This window comes from Thioclava sp. 'Guangxiensis', from assembly GCF_045348365.1.
Classification (GTDB): domain Bacteria; phylum Pseudomonadota; class Alphaproteobacteria; order Rhodobacterales; family Rhodobacteraceae; genus Thioclava; species Thioclava kandeliae.
Map to the genome: position 1 here is coordinate 66895 of NZ_CP155825.1, position 16775 is coordinate 83669.

The 16775-nt window shown below is 59.8% G+C and carries 10 protein-coding genes and 7 pseudogenes; 4 read left to right on the plus strand and 13 right to left on the minus strand.

From position 1 onward, the window contains the following. Nucleotides 1-2: 2 nt before the first annotated feature. Nucleotides 3-2141 carry a molybdopterin-dependent oxidoreductase gene (locus tag ABEB22_RS20485; RefSeq protein WP_349294806.1) on the minus strand — a complete coding sequence of 713 codons (2139 nt, stop codon included), beginning with the start codon at nt 2139-2141 and terminating at the stop codon, nt 3-5. Nucleotides 2142-2419: 278 nt separating this feature from the next. Here ABEB22_RS20485 and ABEB22_RS20490 point away from each other — a divergent pair, with 278 nt between their 5' ends. Continuing rightward, the gene (locus tag ABEB22_RS20490) at nt 2420-3310 is read left to right on the plus strand and encodes an AraC family transcriptional regulator (RefSeq protein ID WP_349294807.1); all 891 of its coding nucleotides are present in this window, start codon (nt 2420-2422) and stop codon (nt 3308-3310) included. A gap of 121 nt (nt 3311-3431) precedes the next feature. Here ABEB22_RS20490 and ABEB22_RS20495 read toward each other — a convergent pair. Both ABEB22_RS20495 and ABEB22_RS20500 read right to left on the minus strand, forming a co-directional pair. After that, nucleotides 3432-3701: pseudogene (locus ABEB22_RS20495) on the minus strand (transposase); the annotation flags it as partial. A gap of 20 nt (nt 3702-3721) precedes the next feature. Next, nucleotides 3722-4017 (minus strand): annotated as a pseudogene (locus tag ABEB22_RS20500) (transposase); the annotation flags it as partial. Between the two features lie 136 nt (nt 4018-4153). On the opposite strand from ABEB22_RS20500, the pseudogene ABEB22_RS20505 reads away from it, so the two are divergent. Continuing rightward, nucleotides 4154-5433: pseudogene (locus tag ABEB22_RS20505) on the plus strand (IS110 family transposase). Nucleotides 5434-5646: 213 nt separating this feature from the next. Here ABEB22_RS20505 and ABEB22_RS20510 read toward each other — a convergent pair. Then, nucleotides 5647-6481, minus strand: a pseudogene (locus ABEB22_RS20510) (IS3 family transposase); the annotation flags it as partial. A 41-nt stretch (nt 6482-6522) separates the two neighbouring features. Here ABEB22_RS20510 and ABEB22_RS20515 point away from each other — a divergent pair. After that, on the plus strand, nt 6523-7353 hold the full coding sequence (locus ABEB22_RS20515; protein WP_406871233.1) for a type I restriction endonuclease subunit R, EcoR124 family: 831 nt from the start codon (nt 6523-6525) through the stop codon (nt 7351-7353). A gap of 181 nt (nt 7354-7534) precedes the next feature. Here ABEB22_RS20515 and ABEB22_RS20520 read toward each other — a convergent pair whose 3' ends face one another. Continuing rightward, a complete protein-coding gene (locus ABEB22_RS20520) occupies nt 7535-7891 on the minus strand; it encodes a hypothetical protein (protein ID WP_406871234.1) in 357 nt (118 codons plus the stop codon). A 266-nt stretch (nt 7892-8157) separates the two neighbouring features. Here ABEB22_RS20520 and ABEB22_RS20525 point away from each other — a divergent pair, with 266 nt between their 5' ends. Beyond that, nucleotides 8158-8841: an IS6 family transposase gene (locus ABEB22_RS20525; protein ID WP_349294810.1), complete on the plus strand. Its 684-nt coding sequence runs from the start codon at nt 8158-8160 to the stop codon at nt 8839-8841. A 197-nt stretch (nt 8842-9038) separates the two neighbouring features. Here ABEB22_RS20525 and ABEB22_RS20530 read toward each other — a convergent pair. From ABEB22_RS20530 to ABEB22_RS20565, 8 genes and pseudogenes are all read right to left on the minus strand, one after another. Beyond that, a pseudogene (locus ABEB22_RS20530) lies at nt 9039-9404 on the minus strand (transposase); the annotation flags it as partial. Between the two features lie 290 nt (nt 9405-9694). Further along, nucleotides 9695-10714 carry an IS110 family transposase gene (locus ABEB22_RS20535; protein ID WP_349294829.1) on the minus strand — a complete coding sequence of 340 codons (1020 nt, stop codon included), beginning with the start codon at nt 10712-10714 and terminating at the stop codon, nt 9695-9697. A 99-nt stretch (nt 10715-10813) separates the two neighbouring features. After that, nucleotides 10814-11086 (minus strand): annotated as a pseudogene (locus ABEB22_RS20540) (transposase); the annotation flags it as partial. 66 nt (nt 11087-11152) lie between these two features. Then, nucleotides 11153-11900 (minus strand): annotated as a pseudogene (locus ABEB22_RS20545) (transposase); the annotation flags it as partial. A 180-nt stretch (nt 11901-12080) separates the two neighbouring features. Then, nucleotides 12081-12995, minus strand: a complete 915-nt coding sequence (locus tag ABEB22_RS20550) for a sugar kinase (RefSeq protein ID WP_349294811.1) — start codon at nt 12993-12995, stop codon at nt 12081-12083. Continuing rightward, the gene (locus ABEB22_RS20555) at nt 12992-14488 is read right to left on the minus strand and encodes an altronate dehydratase family protein (protein WP_349294812.1); all 1497 of its coding nucleotides are present in this window, start codon (nt 14486-14488) and stop codon (nt 12992-12994) included. The genes ABEB22_RS20550 and ABEB22_RS20555 overlap by 4 nt, the downstream gene beginning before the upstream one ends. After that, the gene (locus ABEB22_RS20560) at nt 14485-15606 is read right to left on the minus strand and encodes a mannitol dehydrogenase family protein (protein WP_349294813.1); all 1122 of its coding nucleotides are present in this window, start codon (nt 15604-15606) and stop codon (nt 14485-14487) included. Before ABEB22_RS20560 ends, ABEB22_RS20555 begins: the two co-directional genes overlap by 4 nt. Next, a complete protein-coding gene (locus ABEB22_RS20565) occupies nt 15603-16592 on the minus strand; it encodes a zinc-binding alcohol dehydrogenase family protein (RefSeq protein ID WP_349294830.1) in 990 nt (329 codons plus the stop codon). Before ABEB22_RS20565 ends, ABEB22_RS20560 begins: the two co-directional genes overlap by 4 nt. Nucleotides 16593-16775: the final 183 nt, after the last annotated feature.

Sequence of the window (16775 nt, forward strand, 5' to 3'; positions counted from 1 at the left end):
TCTCACTCTGCTGCCTGCGGCAGCGCTTCGACTTGGACCAGCACGTCGGAAAAGGTGGGAGCCTCGCCCAAGTCAGCCGTCGCCCGAGAGGTGACCGCGTGGACGGTGTTGGGGTTGGCGGCATCGCGCCAGAAGCCCACCGGCGCGCTGGCCACGCCGGGCCTGAGGTCATCGGTCAACTCCACCTGCGCGGTGAAGCTGCCGCGATCGTTGAAGACGCGCACCTGCTGGCCGCTGGCGATACCGCGCGGGGCGGCATCCTCGGGATGCAGGAACAACCGGACGCCCTTCGAATAGCTGGCCTGCCGCTCCATGTTGCCGAAGCTAGACGACAGGAAGGGATGGCTTTTCGGAGAGATCAGGCTGAGCGGGAAACGTGCCGCCAGCTCCGGGTTGGTTTCCGGGCTTTCGCGCGGCGGGATGTAGTGGGGCAGCGGATCGACCGGATCGCCCGGCTGCTCCGCGTCATGGCCCTGGCGAAAGAGCGGCACGACGAAATTGCCCATCTCTGCGGCTGCGGCCCGGAACTCGCACTTGCCCGAAGACGTGTGGAAGGCCCCTTCCGCATGGGGGGCGTAGGCATCGGGATGAGCCAGGTTTAGGCGCATGAAACCGGTTGCCTTCAGTGCCTCCAGGGTAATCCCCTCCAGCACCGGGTGTTCCCAGTCCAGCGCCCGGGCGATCATCTCCGCATCGCTCATGGAGAAGCAAGGATCGTCGTCGTAGCCCATGGCGGCGGCCAAGCGGCGGAAGAGTTCCGTGTTCGACACCGCCTCGCCCAAGGGCGGCACGGCGGGGTTGTTGTAGGAGAGGTACATGTGCCCCCAAGAGAACATGATGTCCTCCTGCTCCACCTGGGTTGTGGCCGGCAGGACGATATCGGCGAATTTCGCCGTGTCGGTGACGAAATGGTCACTGACCACGGTGAAGAGGTCGCTGCGCATGAGGCCCTTGATCATCTTGGCTTGCTCTGGCGCGGTGATGACGGGGTTGGAATTGTATACCATCAGAGAGCGGATCAGCCCGTGGTCGGGCAGGCTTCCATTCAGCGCATCCGCCAGCTTCCACAGGTTCAGCACCTTGGGTTCGTCCGGATAGAGGTCGGGCCGCATCAGCGCGCCCCAGTTCACCGGAAAGGCCCAGATCGGCAGCTGCAGCAGGCCGCCGCCGGGCTGGCGCCAAGCGCCGACCAGCGCGGGCAGGCAGGCGATGGCCCGCACGGTCTGGCCCCCGCCGGCATGCCGCTCGATCGCGACGCCGATGCGGATCAGGGGGGCATGGGCGCTGCCGTATTCGTGGGCCAGCTGCAGGATTTCCGAGGGCTCCAGCCCGGTGATCCCGGCGACCTTCTCAAGCGGGTAGTCCCTTGCTCTCTCGCGCAACTCCTCGAAGCCCATGGTATGGGCGTCGATGTAATCCTGGTCCAGCAGCCCCTCGGAGATCAGCAGGTTGACTAGGCCCAGGGCCAAGGCGCCGTCCGTGCCGGGGCGGGGGGCGATATGCCAGTCCGCGGCCCGTGCCACTGCGGTGCGCATCGGGTCGATCACCACCAGCTTGGCGCCGCGCTTACGGGCCTCCATGACGATCGGCCACATGTGGGAATTGGTGGCTAGCATGTTGTTGGCCCAGAGGATGATGAAGCGCGAATGCACGACGCTTTCGGGGTCTACCGCCGCACTGTCGCCGATGGTCATGGCATAGGCAGTGCAGGCGCCGGAATCGCAGAAGGTCCGCTCGCCCACGGTGGCGCCCATACGGTTGAAGAAAGCGTCGCCCACGTTCAGCCCGTTCAGGATCCCCTGGGTGCCCAGGTAGCTGTAGGGCAGAATCGACTTGGCGCCGTGGTCCCTGATGATCTCCTTCCAGCGGCCCGAGATCTCTTCAAGCGCGGTCTCCCAGCTGATCGGCTCGAACTGCCCGGTGCCCTTGGGGCCGAGCCGGCGCAACGGCGTCAAGACACGGTCGGGGTGATAGACGCGCTTCTCGTAGTCGTTCATCTTCACGCAGAGCCTGCCGCGGGTGATCGGGTGATCGGGATTGCCGCGGACGCCGGTGACCTTGCCTTCTTCGACGCTGACCAGCATCGAGCAGGTATCGGGACAATCCAGCGGGCATGCGCCGATGATCGTGTGGGACGACATGGGGGACCTCCTTGTTGTCGGCAGTCGCGCCGTTGTCTTGGGCGCCGTTGTCTTGGGCAGGCTCGCCGTCGTACCGGGCACCTGCCTTCCCCCACAGCATGCCGCGCCCGGCGACCCTCCGGATTTCCCGATCTTGCGAAGTTTTTGCCGGATTTTGCGCCATTTTCGCCCCAGGTCCGGTCAGGACAGCCCGGGGCCCACGCCGGACCGTGACAAGCGCCGCCGCCGGCCCTAACCTTGCCGGTCATACCCAGCCGTCCATCAGGGAGCCCCACGCCATGGAACTGCAAGGACACGGACAGCAGAAATACCTCAACCGCGCCTGCCGGATGTCGAGCGACCCGCTGCACTGGCCCTCGATCCTGGTGGAGCGCCGCCGGCATGACGTGGGCCGCCTCTGCGATCTGACGCCCCAAGTGACGGAGGTGGCCGTCATCCTTTCCGGTGCCGGGCGGGTCCGGCGCCGCAACGGATCGGCGATGGAGGATTGCAACGGCGGACGCGGCACCGTCTGGCTCTGCCCGGCAGGAGTCGAGGAACGCGAGGTCGAGGTGGTCGGCGGGCTGGAGGACATGTTGCATGTCTACATCCCCGATACCCCGCTGGGAGAGGACGTGCTGCAGACCTTTGGCGCCGATCCGGACAAGGCGCGGATCGCCTATCGCGGCGGCTTCTACGACCCGATGATTCTGCAGATCATGCAGTCCCTCGCGGATGAGCTTCGCGATCCCGGTCCGATGGCGGCCCTCGCGGTGGAGACGCTGCGCACCATGCTGAACGTCCACCTGATCACCCATTATTCCGCCATCGGCACCCGCCGTGCGGAGGTCCCCGAAGCGGGCGGCCTTTCTGCCCGGCGGATCGCCAATGTGCGCGACTACATCGAGACCCACCTGCACGAGCCGATCCGGCTGGAAAGCCTTGCCGCGGTCAGCAACCTCAGCCCGTTCCACTTCGCGCGGTCCTTCAAGGAGGCGACGGGACGCACGCCCGGAGAATTCATCATAGACCGGCGGATCGAGCGGGCGAAGGAAATGCTGATGTGTGAGGCCTACGACCTGGTCGGCATCGCGCTCGACGTTGGGTTTTCCGGGCAGGCACATTTCTCCCGCTGCTTTAAGCAGCGGGTCGGCATGCCGCCGGGCGCCTTCCGCAAGTCAATGCGCTGAAGCTCTTCCCCGCGAGGAACCATCAGGGCCCGGAGCCTCGCCCGAGGGGTCGGACTTTCTTTGATGTATGCACGTCGAAGGGGACATTGACCTGTGTGCGCTACTTGAAGCGCGACTCCCATTACCTGCGACGGTAGGGGCGTCGGCCGATTTCCTCCATCATCTTTTCTCGGAAGACCTCGGCCGGGGTCCTCCAGCCGGGGCATTTGCGGGGCGTGTTGTTGAGCTGGTCGCAGAGTTGCTTCAGCTCGAGCTCCGTCATGGCAGCCATGTCACGCTGCCTTGGAAGCCAGCGGTTGGTGTTCTCGACTGTGCCTTTCTGTCAGGGCGAGGAGGGGTCGCAAAACCACGTCTGGGTTCCGAGCTGGGCCTGAAGGTGGTCTGCCCCACTTGAGTGGTCCAGTTTAAAAATTAGTGCATCGTGGGCCTTTGGTCTACGGGCACGATACTTTCGGGTGCTGGTGGGCGATATCCCAAAGAGCTATGCGGGCGCAGCGTGTTGTAATGCTGGCGCCAGCGTTCGATCAGGATCTGAGCTTCTCTTGAGCCGAATAAAACACCTCCCCATCCAGTAATTCGTCACGAAGCCTGGCATTGAAGCTCTCCACGTAGCCGTTCTCCTAGGGTGACCCCGGTTCGATATAGGCCGTTTTAGTCCCGACCGCGTCGATCCAGTTGCGCAGCCTGGTCGCGATGAATTCGGGGCCGTAACACCTTCGGAATGTCGTTGATTTAGAGGCTATGATTGCCTGCGCAGCCCCCAAATTGCGCAGCAGGTGATCATAGCCGGGTCTCAGATCCCTACAGTGGTTTTGCACAACCACACCGCAAGGGAGACCGACTATGACCGATACGACTATTGCACAGGCTGAGCCTGTTTTGGTGGCGATTGATATCGCAAAGGCCCGCCATGAGGTTTTGATTGCTGTTCCGGGTAGAAAGCGGCGTCGCCGTTTGACAGTTCTGAACCAGCTCGACGACTTCAACCGATTGATCGCCGCACTCTCGGAGTATGACCATCCTGTCCGCGCAGCTTTTGAGGCTACGGGGAATTACCATCGCGCCTTAGCATACCGGCTCGGCACTGCTGGTTTCGACGTGAAGCTGGTGTCTTCGGTCGCATTGGCGCGCACCCGCGAAGCCTTGAGCAACAGCTGGGACAAGAACGATCCAAAGGACGCGCAGGTCATCCTGCATATGATGCAAATCGGGAACGAGCAATTCTACCACGACCCAATACTGCGCGGCACGAATGACCTTCAGGAGTTATCAAAGACGCACGACATCGTCTCGCGCTCGAAGACCGAGCTGTGGCATCGCATCTTGACCCACTATCTGCCCTTGTATTGGCCCGAGGCGGAACGCTTTCACCGCAGCACACGCAGCGACTGGTTCTTTGCCTTCCTCGAACGTTATCCCTCGCCGCACTTTATCTCTTCCATGGGCCAAGAGGCATTCATTGCCGATGCCTGGGAGGTTGTCGGCCGCAAGGTCTCAAAAAAACGTTTGCTTGCAGATATTTATCAGACCGCCAAATCATCGGTGGGCTTGCCCATTACGCCGGACTCAGATGCCGCGAGGATGTTCCGGTTGGTGTTGAGCGAAGGACGTAGCCTGATTGCCCAACGCAACGAGATTGAGGACCGCGCCGTTGAACTGCTCAAGACCAACGACGACTATCGGCTGCTGACATCTATCCCGGGGATCGGGCCGATCAATGCCCTGACCATCCTGGCAGAGGCTGGCGATCTGCGCCGCTTTCAGCATCACCGCCAATTTCTGAAGTTTTGTGGAATGGACCTTGCAACCATCCAATCCGGCGCATTCCGAGGCCAGACCAAGCTTTCCAAATACGGCAATGCCCGGCTACGACGGACACTTTGGATGGCGGGTCAGGTGGCCATCATGCAAAGGACCAACAGCTTCCGCGACAAGTTCGAGCGTTACATCGCCAAGGATCGGCAGAACACCCATTTGCGCCGCAAGGCGTATACCGCAATCGCCGCAAAAATGGCCCGCACCGTACATGGGATCATCAAACGCGGCGAACCCTATCGTCCCTTCTTTGAGGGATGATCGACAGCAGAAGGACCTTTCTCTGTAAGGGCCGTAGAGGCGAGTAATCGACCTCGTAGATAATGTTCAGGCCTTCTGCTCAACGACCCGAAGATCTCGTCTTAAGGACGGTGAGAGCCGCAAAAGCGTACTCTGTGTTTGTTATGGGAGAGACAGGTTGTTGACCGAAACGCCGAACTGACACACATTCAAACGTGCTGGAACGCTTCAGCATGACAATGATCTGATGCCAAATCAGCCAATTATTCCGCGCATAGGACGTTATCTAACCTGATAAACCCCGGCGGACCGCGAAGGATGAACAGATCTGTCAGCGCGTCGATGACGTCGACCGAGTTCAGCTTGCGTTTGACGCGGATCACCAGCACCTGCCCTAGGTGTACTCATCGACGATATTGAGCATGCGGTAGGCTCGCCCGTCCGCGGTCTTGTCTTGGACGAAATCGTAAGACCAGACCTGGTTCGGCCGCTCGGCCCGCAGTCGGACGCAAGAGCCATCTGCCAGCCAGAGCCGCCCGCGTTTCTTCTGCTTTTGCGGGACTTTAAGCCCCTCGCGTCGCCAAATTCGCTCGACCCGTTTATGGTTCACGCACCATCCCGCTTGAACCAACAAGCCAGTGATCTGGCGATAGCCATACCGTCCGTATTGCCGTGCCAGTTCAATGATGTCAGCCGTCAGTAAAGCTTCATCTTGACGACTAACCGGGATCTTGCGCTGGGTTGAGCGGTGCTGCTCCAAGGCCCGACAGGCACGGCGTTCGGAGATGCCAAGTTCCTGCCGGACATGGTCAATGCACTGTCGGCGACGCGAAGGGCTTAGAAGTTTCCCCGAGCCGCCTCCGTCAGGATCAGCTTGTCGAGCGTCAGATCTGATACGGCCCGTCTAAGCCGCGTATTCTCTTTCTCGAGTTCGTTCAGTCGCTTGAGCTGATCGCGGTTCATACCGCCAAACTCACGCCGCCAGCGATAATAGGTTTGTTGGCTCACACCAATCTGACGCACGGCATCCGCCAGCTTCGCGCCTTGACCCTGCAAAACCTCAACCTGACGCAGCTTCATGACGATATCTTCCGGCTTCTCGCGTTTGCCTGCCATCTAAGTAGTCCTCCATAATACGGGATAAACTATCCCAAAAAGTGGACCACTTCAGTGGGGCAAGACCAGATAAGAACCTCAAGTATCGCGGGCTCTTGCAAGCCTATTCCCGCACCAACCGGACAATGGGCGCGAAGAAGTCTCAAGGGAACGTAGTCGTCTTCCGCAACCTCAAGCCCGCTACTGACAAGGCCATCGAGCTCTTCGCGAACAAGAACGCGCAGGAGGAAATCATCCTCGCTCCCTACGAGGACTATGTGAAGACGTTCGAGGAAGCGACTGCGAAGCTTTTTGCCATCACGCCAACCGTCGAGTGTGTGGACGAGCTCCTCACCGAAGAGGATGAAGCTGCATTCGTGCAAGCCTTCCGGGAGCTTATCCGAGTGAAGAACGTTCTCGATTGCTTCACGCAATTCGACTTCTCTACCCTGCCCTTGGACGAACAGACTTTCGCAGACTTCCGCAGCAAGTACCTAGACCTCTACGACAAAGTTCGGAGTGAAAAAGAAAAAGAGAAGGTTTCAATCCTTGACGACTTGGACTTCGAGGTCGAGCTCATCAGCCGCGACAAAATCAACGTCAGCTACATCATCAATCTGCTACGCAATATGCAGAAAAAGAAGCCTGAAGAGCAGGCCAAGGCTCGAAAGCAGGAAGCCATCACGGACCTTTCCAAGGATGAGGGCCTTCAGCAAGACGGACTTGAAAAAGTCATAGGGAACTACCTTTTCACCGAGAAAACCCCCATGCGCGACGATGTTATCGGGATCATGGAAAAGCGCCCTAGCCTAAGAGAACGCCGTAGCGTGGCAGATCGGGTGATCGATAAGATCAAGGCCTTCGTGGAGACCTTCATCGACGGAGTAAGCTAGTGGACTCGTGGACCTGCCACGGTTTGATGCCGCTCATTTGATATCCGGTCTCCTCTATAGAGAGCATCGCTCGCAGAGATCCGGAACGGAAGTGAGGCAAGTCCACGGCATCCGCGAGACCTAGGAAGAGGTTGACCTCTCCCCTCTCCGCGAAATTCGAAAAAGTGAAGGATCTGGGGGATCAGTCTTCGTCGAGCAGGTCACGCGTCGCCAAACGCGCTCGTCTGCCCATCGTATCGATCGAGGGCATTGGACCAACATGTTCCACCGTGCCGGAGATACGGGCATGGCGGCCGACGCGCGGCCGTTGAGACTCAGCGAAGGCCGCCTTGAGCTGCTCCTGGTCCTTGGCCCACCATCCAAGCCGGATCCGAGCCACGGCTCTGCCCTCTTTGAGAGGAATGACCTGGACGTTGAAAGGCGCAAGCGCGTTGATCTCCTCAATCGCCGGCTTCACTACATGCTTGTTGAGCGCACCGAACGCGGGGTATTTTGACTTCTCAACACCCAGCAGATCGCGGAACTCGATCAGGCTCATCTCGTGCCACGTCTTGTGCGACTGACCCGCCCACTGACTGGCGTTCTCGTAGAGCGAAACCGCATACTTTGAGGAAAAGGCCATCAGGACTGGGATGGCGATGCGCCCCCAAATCCTTGAATCTTTTAGAATTTCAACAAGACGCTTGTCGAATGAGTATGTCAGAACGCCCCGAGGTCTCCCTGGGGGTTCTGTCGCAAATCTTACGGTTTTGAATTTTCTTTGATATTTTCGCTTGGCCAATTGGTTGCGAAGGAGCGGACGGCATGATCGATTTCAAGGGAGCGCATTATCCGAAGTCAGTAATCTTGCAAGCCATCTTTTTCTACGTCCGCTATGCAGTCTCCTATCGGGATCTCGAGGAGATCCTGGTCGAGCGCGGCGTCATGGTAGACCACGCCACGTTGAACCGCTGGGTGGTGAAATACGCTCCGCTCATCGCCGCAAGAGCGCAAGAAAGAAAGCGACCGTCGGCCAAATCGTGGCGGATGGACGAGACTTACATCAAGGTCAAGGGGCGTTGGACCTATCTTTACCGTGCCGTGGACCGCAACGGACAAACCCTTGATTTTATGCTATCCGAGCGCCGCAATCTGGCCGCTGCCCGGCGATTTTTTAAACGCGCGATTGCGGTGAATGGGGTGCCAGAGCGCGTCGTCATCGACAAGAGCGGTTCCAATCTGGCCGGGCTGCACGCCATTAATGTTATTCTGAAATTTACCGGATGCGGGCGCATGATCGAGATCCGTCAGGTCAAATATCTGAACAACGTCCTCGAGCAGGACCACCGCTTTATCAAGCGGATCACGCGCCCGATGATGGGCTTCAAAGCGTTCCATTCAGCTGCCGCGACCATCGCTGGCATCGAGGTTGCGCACATGATCCGTAAAGGGCAGATTGCCGCCAATGGCGCGACGGCTTGCCAGCCCTTCACCGCCCTCGCAGCATAATTCTGTCCTCGGGCTGGGCTATTCTGCCTCCAGGCAAACTTTGCGACAGAACCTTAGCATATTGTCAAAATCGAAATGCCCGGAGTTATAGCGATTAATATGTATTATGTAATACATAAGGATTGCCTTTGAATGATTAACTGAGGTGATCCCCATTTCCCGGACAGCTTTTCGGCGGCGCTAAGCTTGCCTGTTGATCATGCTGCCGCCTTCAGATCGAGGCCTTGATGGGCCGCGAAGGGTGTTCTGCCACCGAGCGTCGAATGGGGGCACTTGGTGTTGTAGAAGGTCATCCACTTCCCGATGCCGATCCGAGCTGCGGTGCAGGTCTCAAACGCGTTCAGATAGACGCATTCATATTTCAGCGACCGCCAGAGCCGTTCGATCATCACGTTATCCATCCACCGGCCTCGCCCGTCCATCGATATCTTCACAGTGGCGTCCGAGAGGATCTTCGTGAAGCGCGGGCTTGTGAACTGACTGCCTTGGTCGGTGTTGAATATCTCAGGCCTTCCATGCAGTTGCATAGCTTGCTCCAATGCCTCAATGCAGAATTCAACGTCCGTCCGGTATGGGCCTCGAACCCTGTATGGATGGCCCCTTGGCAAGTGCTTTCTTCAGTTCTGGCATTCTGGTCGGTCGCGGCCATGTATACGGCGTCAATTCGCAGCTCTATCGATCGCTGCGCGCCTTGATGAAATCAGCCGACGGTTGGGTCCCGATCAATGGCACGCGCTCGAAAGGCGCTTCGGTTCGAACTGGGTGTCCCGTTCCGTTGTTGACGTCCCTTTGCCATCACCTCACATCGCGCCTCACCAATTCCTTGCCTGCCGTTCTGAGGGCGGCTACTTTGCTACGCCAGTGCGGCCCGGTAACTCTCACCGCTTCTGATCAATGCCCAGATCGTGTGCGCCATGCGGTTGGCCAAGGCAATCGCGACCACCTTCACCGGCTTGCGGTCGAGCATCCGATCGAGCCAGTCAGGCGTGGCATTCTCGGCTGTCCTTCGCCGTTCACGCCGGGCACTGATCCTGGCCATGGCGCCGAGATAGAGTAGCCGTCGCAGATATCGATTACCGGCCTTCGAGATCCTCCCCAGCCGTTCCTTGCCGCCGCTGGAATGGGCTTTCGGGGTCAGCCCAAGCCAAGCCGCATAATCACGGCCACTGCGGAAGGCGCTTACATCCGGCGTGGTCGCGGCAAACGCGCTTGAGAAGATCGCGCCCACTCCCGGTACTGTCGCCAGTCGACGTGCGAGTGGATCATCGGCCTGCCGCTCTCCAATCCGCGCCGTGATCGCATCGATCCGGGCCTGCGTCCCCCGAAGCTGTTCAGCCAACATATCCACGGCAGCTCTTGCGGCTTCCGGCATGTTTCGCGCGGCAGCGATCAGACGATCAACGTTTTGGATGCCCTTTGCCACCACAATGCCGAACTCGCCTATATGCGCCCGGATCGCGTTGATGATCTGAGTACGCTGCCGTACGAGGAACTCCCGCGCCTTATGGTCGAGCAACGCTGCCTGGGTCTGCGCCGATTTCACCGGCACAAATCGCATGGTCGGGCGCGTGACCGCTTCGCATATTGCCTCGGCATCAGCCGCGTCTGTCTTTCCCCGCTTCACATAGGGCTTGACGTAAGCGGGTGGCATCAGCCGAACCTCATGCCCCAATGCGGCAAGCTCACGACCCCAATGAGGCGCCCCGGCGCAAGCTTCCATCCCCACAACACACAGTTCAAGCTGCGAGAAGAAAAGCAGCAGTTGTGCCCGCCGCAACTGGCGGCGACAGACAACTTTGCCGGTCGCGTCGACCCCATGAACCTGAAAGACATTCTTGGCCAGATCGAGGCCGATCGTGATAGGCTGTTCCATGGATGGCTCCCTTCGGTGGCTGGAAACATACCCACCCTGGCACATCGCGATGCCGTTTGGTGGGGCCATCCACACCATCAATGGCGCCTTCACTGGCTCGCCTTTGGCTAAAAATTCCCCCTCCACAGCGCGTTGGTCGATCTTGGCGTACAACTTCTCGATCTCGCTTTCCTTCTCGGCGGCTTTCGCTTCGGCCTTGCCCGAGAAGATCCCCGACATGCCCTCAAGCACCTGGCGCTTTCATGTATTGATCCCCGTCTGATGCACACCATGCCTGGCCACTAGTTCGGCGATCATTGCGTCCCCGCGGATCGCCTCGAGGGCCACCTTCGCCTTAAAATCGGCACTGTAGTTCTTCCGTTTTCCAGCCATGCTGTTCGCCCTTGTCGTCGTTGACGGCAAGCTTGAGCCAGATTGTCCGAGTTTCGGGGGCCACCTTAATTCGCGCAGGGCCGTCCAGAAGCCGAAGGCGCCGTCGCCGATCGCGAGCTTGGGGTCCTGCTTGGGGCCATGCCGCTTGAGATCGAGCAGCACCTCGCGCCAGCTCTGGGAGCTTTCGCGAAAACCGTCCGTCATGGCCAACAACTTCTTGCGATCGTATTCATCCGCACCGACGATGACCAGAACGCATTACTTTTCCTCGGCCATGTGCGGCTTGAAGTAGACACCATCGGTCCAGATGTAGAGGAACCGGCGGGTTCCGCGGTCACGCTTTTCCCAGGCCTCATACTCCGATCACCAGTCGGCTTTCAGGCGAGTAACGGTCTTGGCCTCCGGCCCAAGCAGGGCGGCCAAAGCCTCGCCGAAACCGCCGCTGGACACCCCCTTGAGGTACAACCACGGCAACAGCTCCTCGACCGACTTGGCTTTGCGCAGATAGCGCAGGAAGAGGCAGAACGTGAAGGCGTTTTTGGCCTCGCCGGACTTGTTGTCCCGAACGCGCGGGACTTTCATGGCAACAGGACCGATCCGGGTCAGTATCTCGCGCTCCGGGAGATGCCCGTGCCGAACCAGCCTCGTACGGCCTTCTTCCAGCCTGTCCTCGGCAAAGGCTGCGAGCAGCGTGGCCAATTCAGCCTCGACTGCCTGCTCGATCAGCTTGCGCCCCCTCTCGGATGAGGTCCGTCAACGGATCCGGTGAAAAGCCCGATGGATCGGGTAGAGCGGCGATGGTAGTCTCCGACATGTGGCATATCCCTTTCTCGGCTGAGAATTGACGACGCTTCGACACCGCCATGATATGCGGCCCCTCAGGGCATCACCAACTTTAGCGTGTTACTCACAAAGTAGATCTTAGGACCTCAACAAGATTCGCTTCCTACAAGCATATTGACCACGTTAGAAAAATGCCTGCTTCACGGCGCCATCACGGAATAGCCCCGTGATGACCTAACACCGAGGCAGACAGAGCAATGCCTGAATGAACCGCTTCATTCGCGGACAGGCCGCATAGGCGCGCGGCAATATAGCCCGCGTTAAACCCGTCACCTGCACCTGTCGCATCCACCACCATCGTCACGGGAGGCAGGGTAATCTCGACCGGTTTCACCTCTGGCAAGGCAAGATGCAGCGGCGCAGGCCCATCCTTTACGATGATTTCCGATCGGGGAGACAGGGCGCGGTATCTTGCACAGGTCGCCACTGGATCCGCGTCACCGAAATGATGGGCTTCATCATCGAAACTCGGGAAGATGATATCGGCCAGCGCAGCCGCTGCCTCGACATTGCGACACATGGTGGGCCCGTCCTCCCAGAGGCGCGGTCTGAGGTTGGGGTCGAATGCGATCTGCGCTCCGTCCTTGCATGCGGTCTCCAGAGCCTGCAGGAACGTTGCGCGTGCGTCCGCAGAGAGGATCGCAAGCGTTATGCCCGAGAAATAGATCCACTCCGGCTTGGCAAAAGCGGCGTGCAGCGCTTCGGCGTCATCTGCCATTTGCCGCGCTGCGGATGTTTCGCGCCAATAGATGAAATCCCTGTCGCCGTTGCGCTGCTCGATCATATAGAGCCCCGGTCGGCGCCCTGGAATGCGTTGAACAGTCTCGACCCCCAGCTGTGACATTTGTAAAAATCCGATGATCCGGTCCGACAAACTGTCATCGCCAAGCGCGGTATGATAGGAGATCGCCAGATCGGCACGACCGCGCTGCGTCAGTGCCGATTTCAGATGCCAAGCCGTATTGAGCGTATCGCCGGCAAAGCCTAGCCGATAGAGGTCATTCTCGCCTCCTGACATCTCGACCATGCATTCACCGACAGCCAGAAGCCCTTTGCGCCGCGTCATAGAACCGCTCCGATCTTCCATGGGACGAATTCGTTGTCGCCATAGCCGAATTCTTCCGAAACAGTCTTTTTGCCCGACGCGATATCTAGCAGTAGATCATAAATCTTCTGGCCCATCTGTGTCAGCCCTACGCCTTCGCTGACCACGGTGCCGCAATCGAGATCGATATCCTCGGGCATGGCGCGCGCCAGCTCGCTATTGGAGGCCAGTTTGATCGAGGGGGTGGGTTTTGACCCGAAGCAGGACCCCCGCCCCGTCGTGAAGGCCACAAGATTGGCGCCTGCAGCCACCTGCCCTGTCGCTGCTACAGGATCATAGCCGGGGCTATCCATATAGACAAACCCGTGCTGGTCGATCCGCTCGGCATAAGCATAGGCGCCGGAGAGTGGCGAAAGCCCGCCCTTGGCCACGGCCCCGAGCGATTTTTCAAGAATTGTCGTAAGCCCGCCCTTCTTGTTACCGGGGCTCGGGTTGTTATCGAGCGAGGCGCCGTTCTTGCCGACATAGTCGCGCCACCAAGTGATCATGTCGCGGATTTTCTGGCCATTGGCCGCATCCGCACGCGCGATCAGCAGATGCTCTGCGCCGAAGATCTCGGGTGTTTCGGAGAGAATTGACGTGCCGCCCGCCGCCACCAGAAGATCGGACGCGACCCCCAGTGCCGGATTGGCCGTAATGCCCGAAAACCCGTCCGAGCCGCCGCATTGCATCCCGAGGGTGAGTTTTGAAACGGGCTGGGTGGAACGGCGGTCCATATTGGCCGCCGCTGCGATCGGCTCCAAGAGTTCGACGGCGCGCCGCACGGCCGAACGCGAGCCTCCGACGTCCTGAATATTGAAGGTCTTAATACGCTCGCGGGTCCAGTCGCTTGGCTTGTAAAGCGTCAGCTGGTTGACTTCACATCCCAGCCCCACGATCAGAACGCCCCCGAAGTTGGGGTGGTCCCGATAGCCCTTGAGCGTGCGCACGAGGGTGTCGAACCCCTCGCCCTGATTGGTCATGCCGCAGCCCTGATCGTGTACAATGGGCGCGAAGCCGTCGATCTGCGAATATTTCGGTTTGAGAATGCGGTTCGCTTCGGCGGCAATCGCATCGCAGACTGTCGAGGAGCAGTTCACCGAGGCCATGATGCCGATATAGTTGCGCGTTCCCACACGGCCATCGGGGCGGGCATAACCCTCGAATGTCTGTCGTGCCGGAGGGACGGGCAGGCTTCCCTTTACCGATGACTGCTCGGAATGCTGATTGGGCAGGGCGCAGTTATGAGAATGCACATGCGCCCCTGCCGTAATATCAGCGGAGGCGACTGCCATGACCTGCCCGTATTTGACCACAGCGTCCCCCCTGCGCAGATCATGGCGGGCGATCTTATGTCCTCGCGGGATCGGGTCGGCTGCGACGATCCCTTCGACCGTCTCGCCTGCCCTGATGTCGCGCAGCGCCACGGCGACCGTATCCTGTGGATCCAGAATGATCAGTTCGGGTAGGTTCATTGGTCTATTCTTTCGACAGCCTGCAAAAACAGGTCGAGCTGCGGCGCGCAAAATGCGGGGTCGGCGGCACGGACCCACTGCAGGAAAGCTCCGATCCGGCGCTCGAGTTTCTGGATGTGGTTCTGGGCAATATCGGCAATCCGGTGGTCCAGAAACGGATTGGCAAACCTTTCGAGGGTTTGCGCCAGATAGGCACGGGCCTGCGCTTCCATTCGATGACACGCAAAACCGGGAAGCACCTCCGCCTCGACTATGGCCCTCACCCGCGCACCGGTCTCGCCTGCCAGAAGATCGCGCACGATCGCATCTGGCTGGCGCTCCGGCCCGTCCTGTGCCAGCCAGATCGCCGCCATCGCGGTATGCCCGAGGTTGAGAATATGCAGCTTGAGCCGCTCGATTTCCTCGAGCCGCTCGACCAGCTGAACGGCTGGATGCGAGGTGGGCGCCTCCAGTCCGGGTTGGCTCTCGATGGCCCAGAGCGCATAGGGTTCGGCGACGGCCCCGACCGGCTCGATCGGCTCGGACACGATCCGATCCACGAGGCTGTTGGCCCATAAGCAGCGCTCGAGCCAGCCGGTCAGGTCCGTCCCTGCGTCCTGTTGCGCGGCAATCTGTATCACGCGCGCTTTCAGGACGGTTCCGTTATTGGGGATAAGCTCCATGGGAAATATGGTGAGTGGAGCACCGCCTGCGGCATGGCGCGCCGCAAGAAGATGGTAGAGTTTGGCGGGATAGCTCTGCTCCTGCGATGGCACGGGATCTCTATCGGCCGTGCGCGGTTCGTAGCCCGCATCGCCTGTATTCGACAGGATGACCTCGGCTTCCTCCACGATGATGCGCGTCAGCTCATCCCACTGCGATACCGTCGACAGGGTCCGGCGGACGGATGTCACACGGCGTGTCTCGTCGATCACACGCCCCTCAGACAGGCCGCGGATACGCACAGGATATCCGTCGTGAGCGGCCATCGCACCCAAGCGCGCCGCGCGCGCCGAATCACCAGAGCTCTGCACCACAGTGATGTTGCGCGCGGGGCTGCCTTCGGAGAAAAACAGATCGGCATGTGCCTGCAGAAACCGCGAGGTGCCGAACTGGACAATCGGTGTCGGCGCGCTCATGCCGGCATCTCGATCAATGCCTTCACCACAGCACCACGATCTTCGGCCCATTTGGGCAGGTCGGCCACCGCCCCCTCAAGCGTCGTGCGATGTGTCGCGAGCGCCGCCACGGGAACCAAGCCGCGCGCCATGCAGGCCATCACATGCTCGAAATCGACTTTGAGCGCATTTCGCGACGCGATGAGCGTCGTCTCGCGTTTGTGGAATTCCGGATCTGCAAAGCTCAGATCGCCTTTGACGACCGAAAGCAGCACATAGGAGCCACCGTGATCGAGAAACTTCAGACCGGCATTCATCGCGTTGATATTGCCGGTGGCATCGAAGAGCGTGTCGAACACGGCGTCACCGGCGTCGGAGACAAGCTCGACCTTTGCCTCGGGCAGGATCGATTGCGCAAGCGCGAGCCGTTCGGGCGACGTGTCGCGCAGCGTGACGCGCGCGCCAGCGATCTGCGCGAAGAGTGCCGCTCCGACCCCGATGGGCCCTGCGCCCACCACAAGCGCGCTCGACCCCGTATCCAGTCGCGAACGACGCACACCATGGGCGCCGATCGCAAGGAACTCAACCATCGCAGCTGCAATGGGGTCGAGATCGCCCGCCGGATAAAGGTTCCCTTGGGGCACCACGATTTCTTCACACATGCCGCCGTCCGTATGGACGCCGAGGACCGCAATATCGGAGCAGCAATTGGGTTTGCCAATGGTGCACGCACGGCATTTGCCACAGGAGAGATAGGGGTTTACCACGACCAGATCGCCGGATTTGATGCGACCGTCGGCACTATTGTCAAGCGCATGGGCCGAAAGCTCGTGCCCCATGACCCGCGGATAGGCCAGAAACGGCTGATTGCCCCCGTAGATATGATAGTCCGTGCCGCAGATCCCGATGGCGGCGATGCGAAGCCGCACATGGCCGGGCTTGGCGTCAGGGCGCGGCCGATCGACCACGCTCAGGGCGTGGGGCTCATCGCACAATAGGGCTTTCATAGCGGATACGGTCATCTTGGTCCTCCCTCGGCCAGTCTGGCGTTGCCTCGACTATGGCACGCCCTGATCGACATGAAAAGCAATCTGTTCTTTATTTATAAAAAACATATCTACGTTACAATCGGTCAGTCATTTGCGAAACACCATAGAGATCGCATAATCAGACACTTGAAAGTTGCCCGA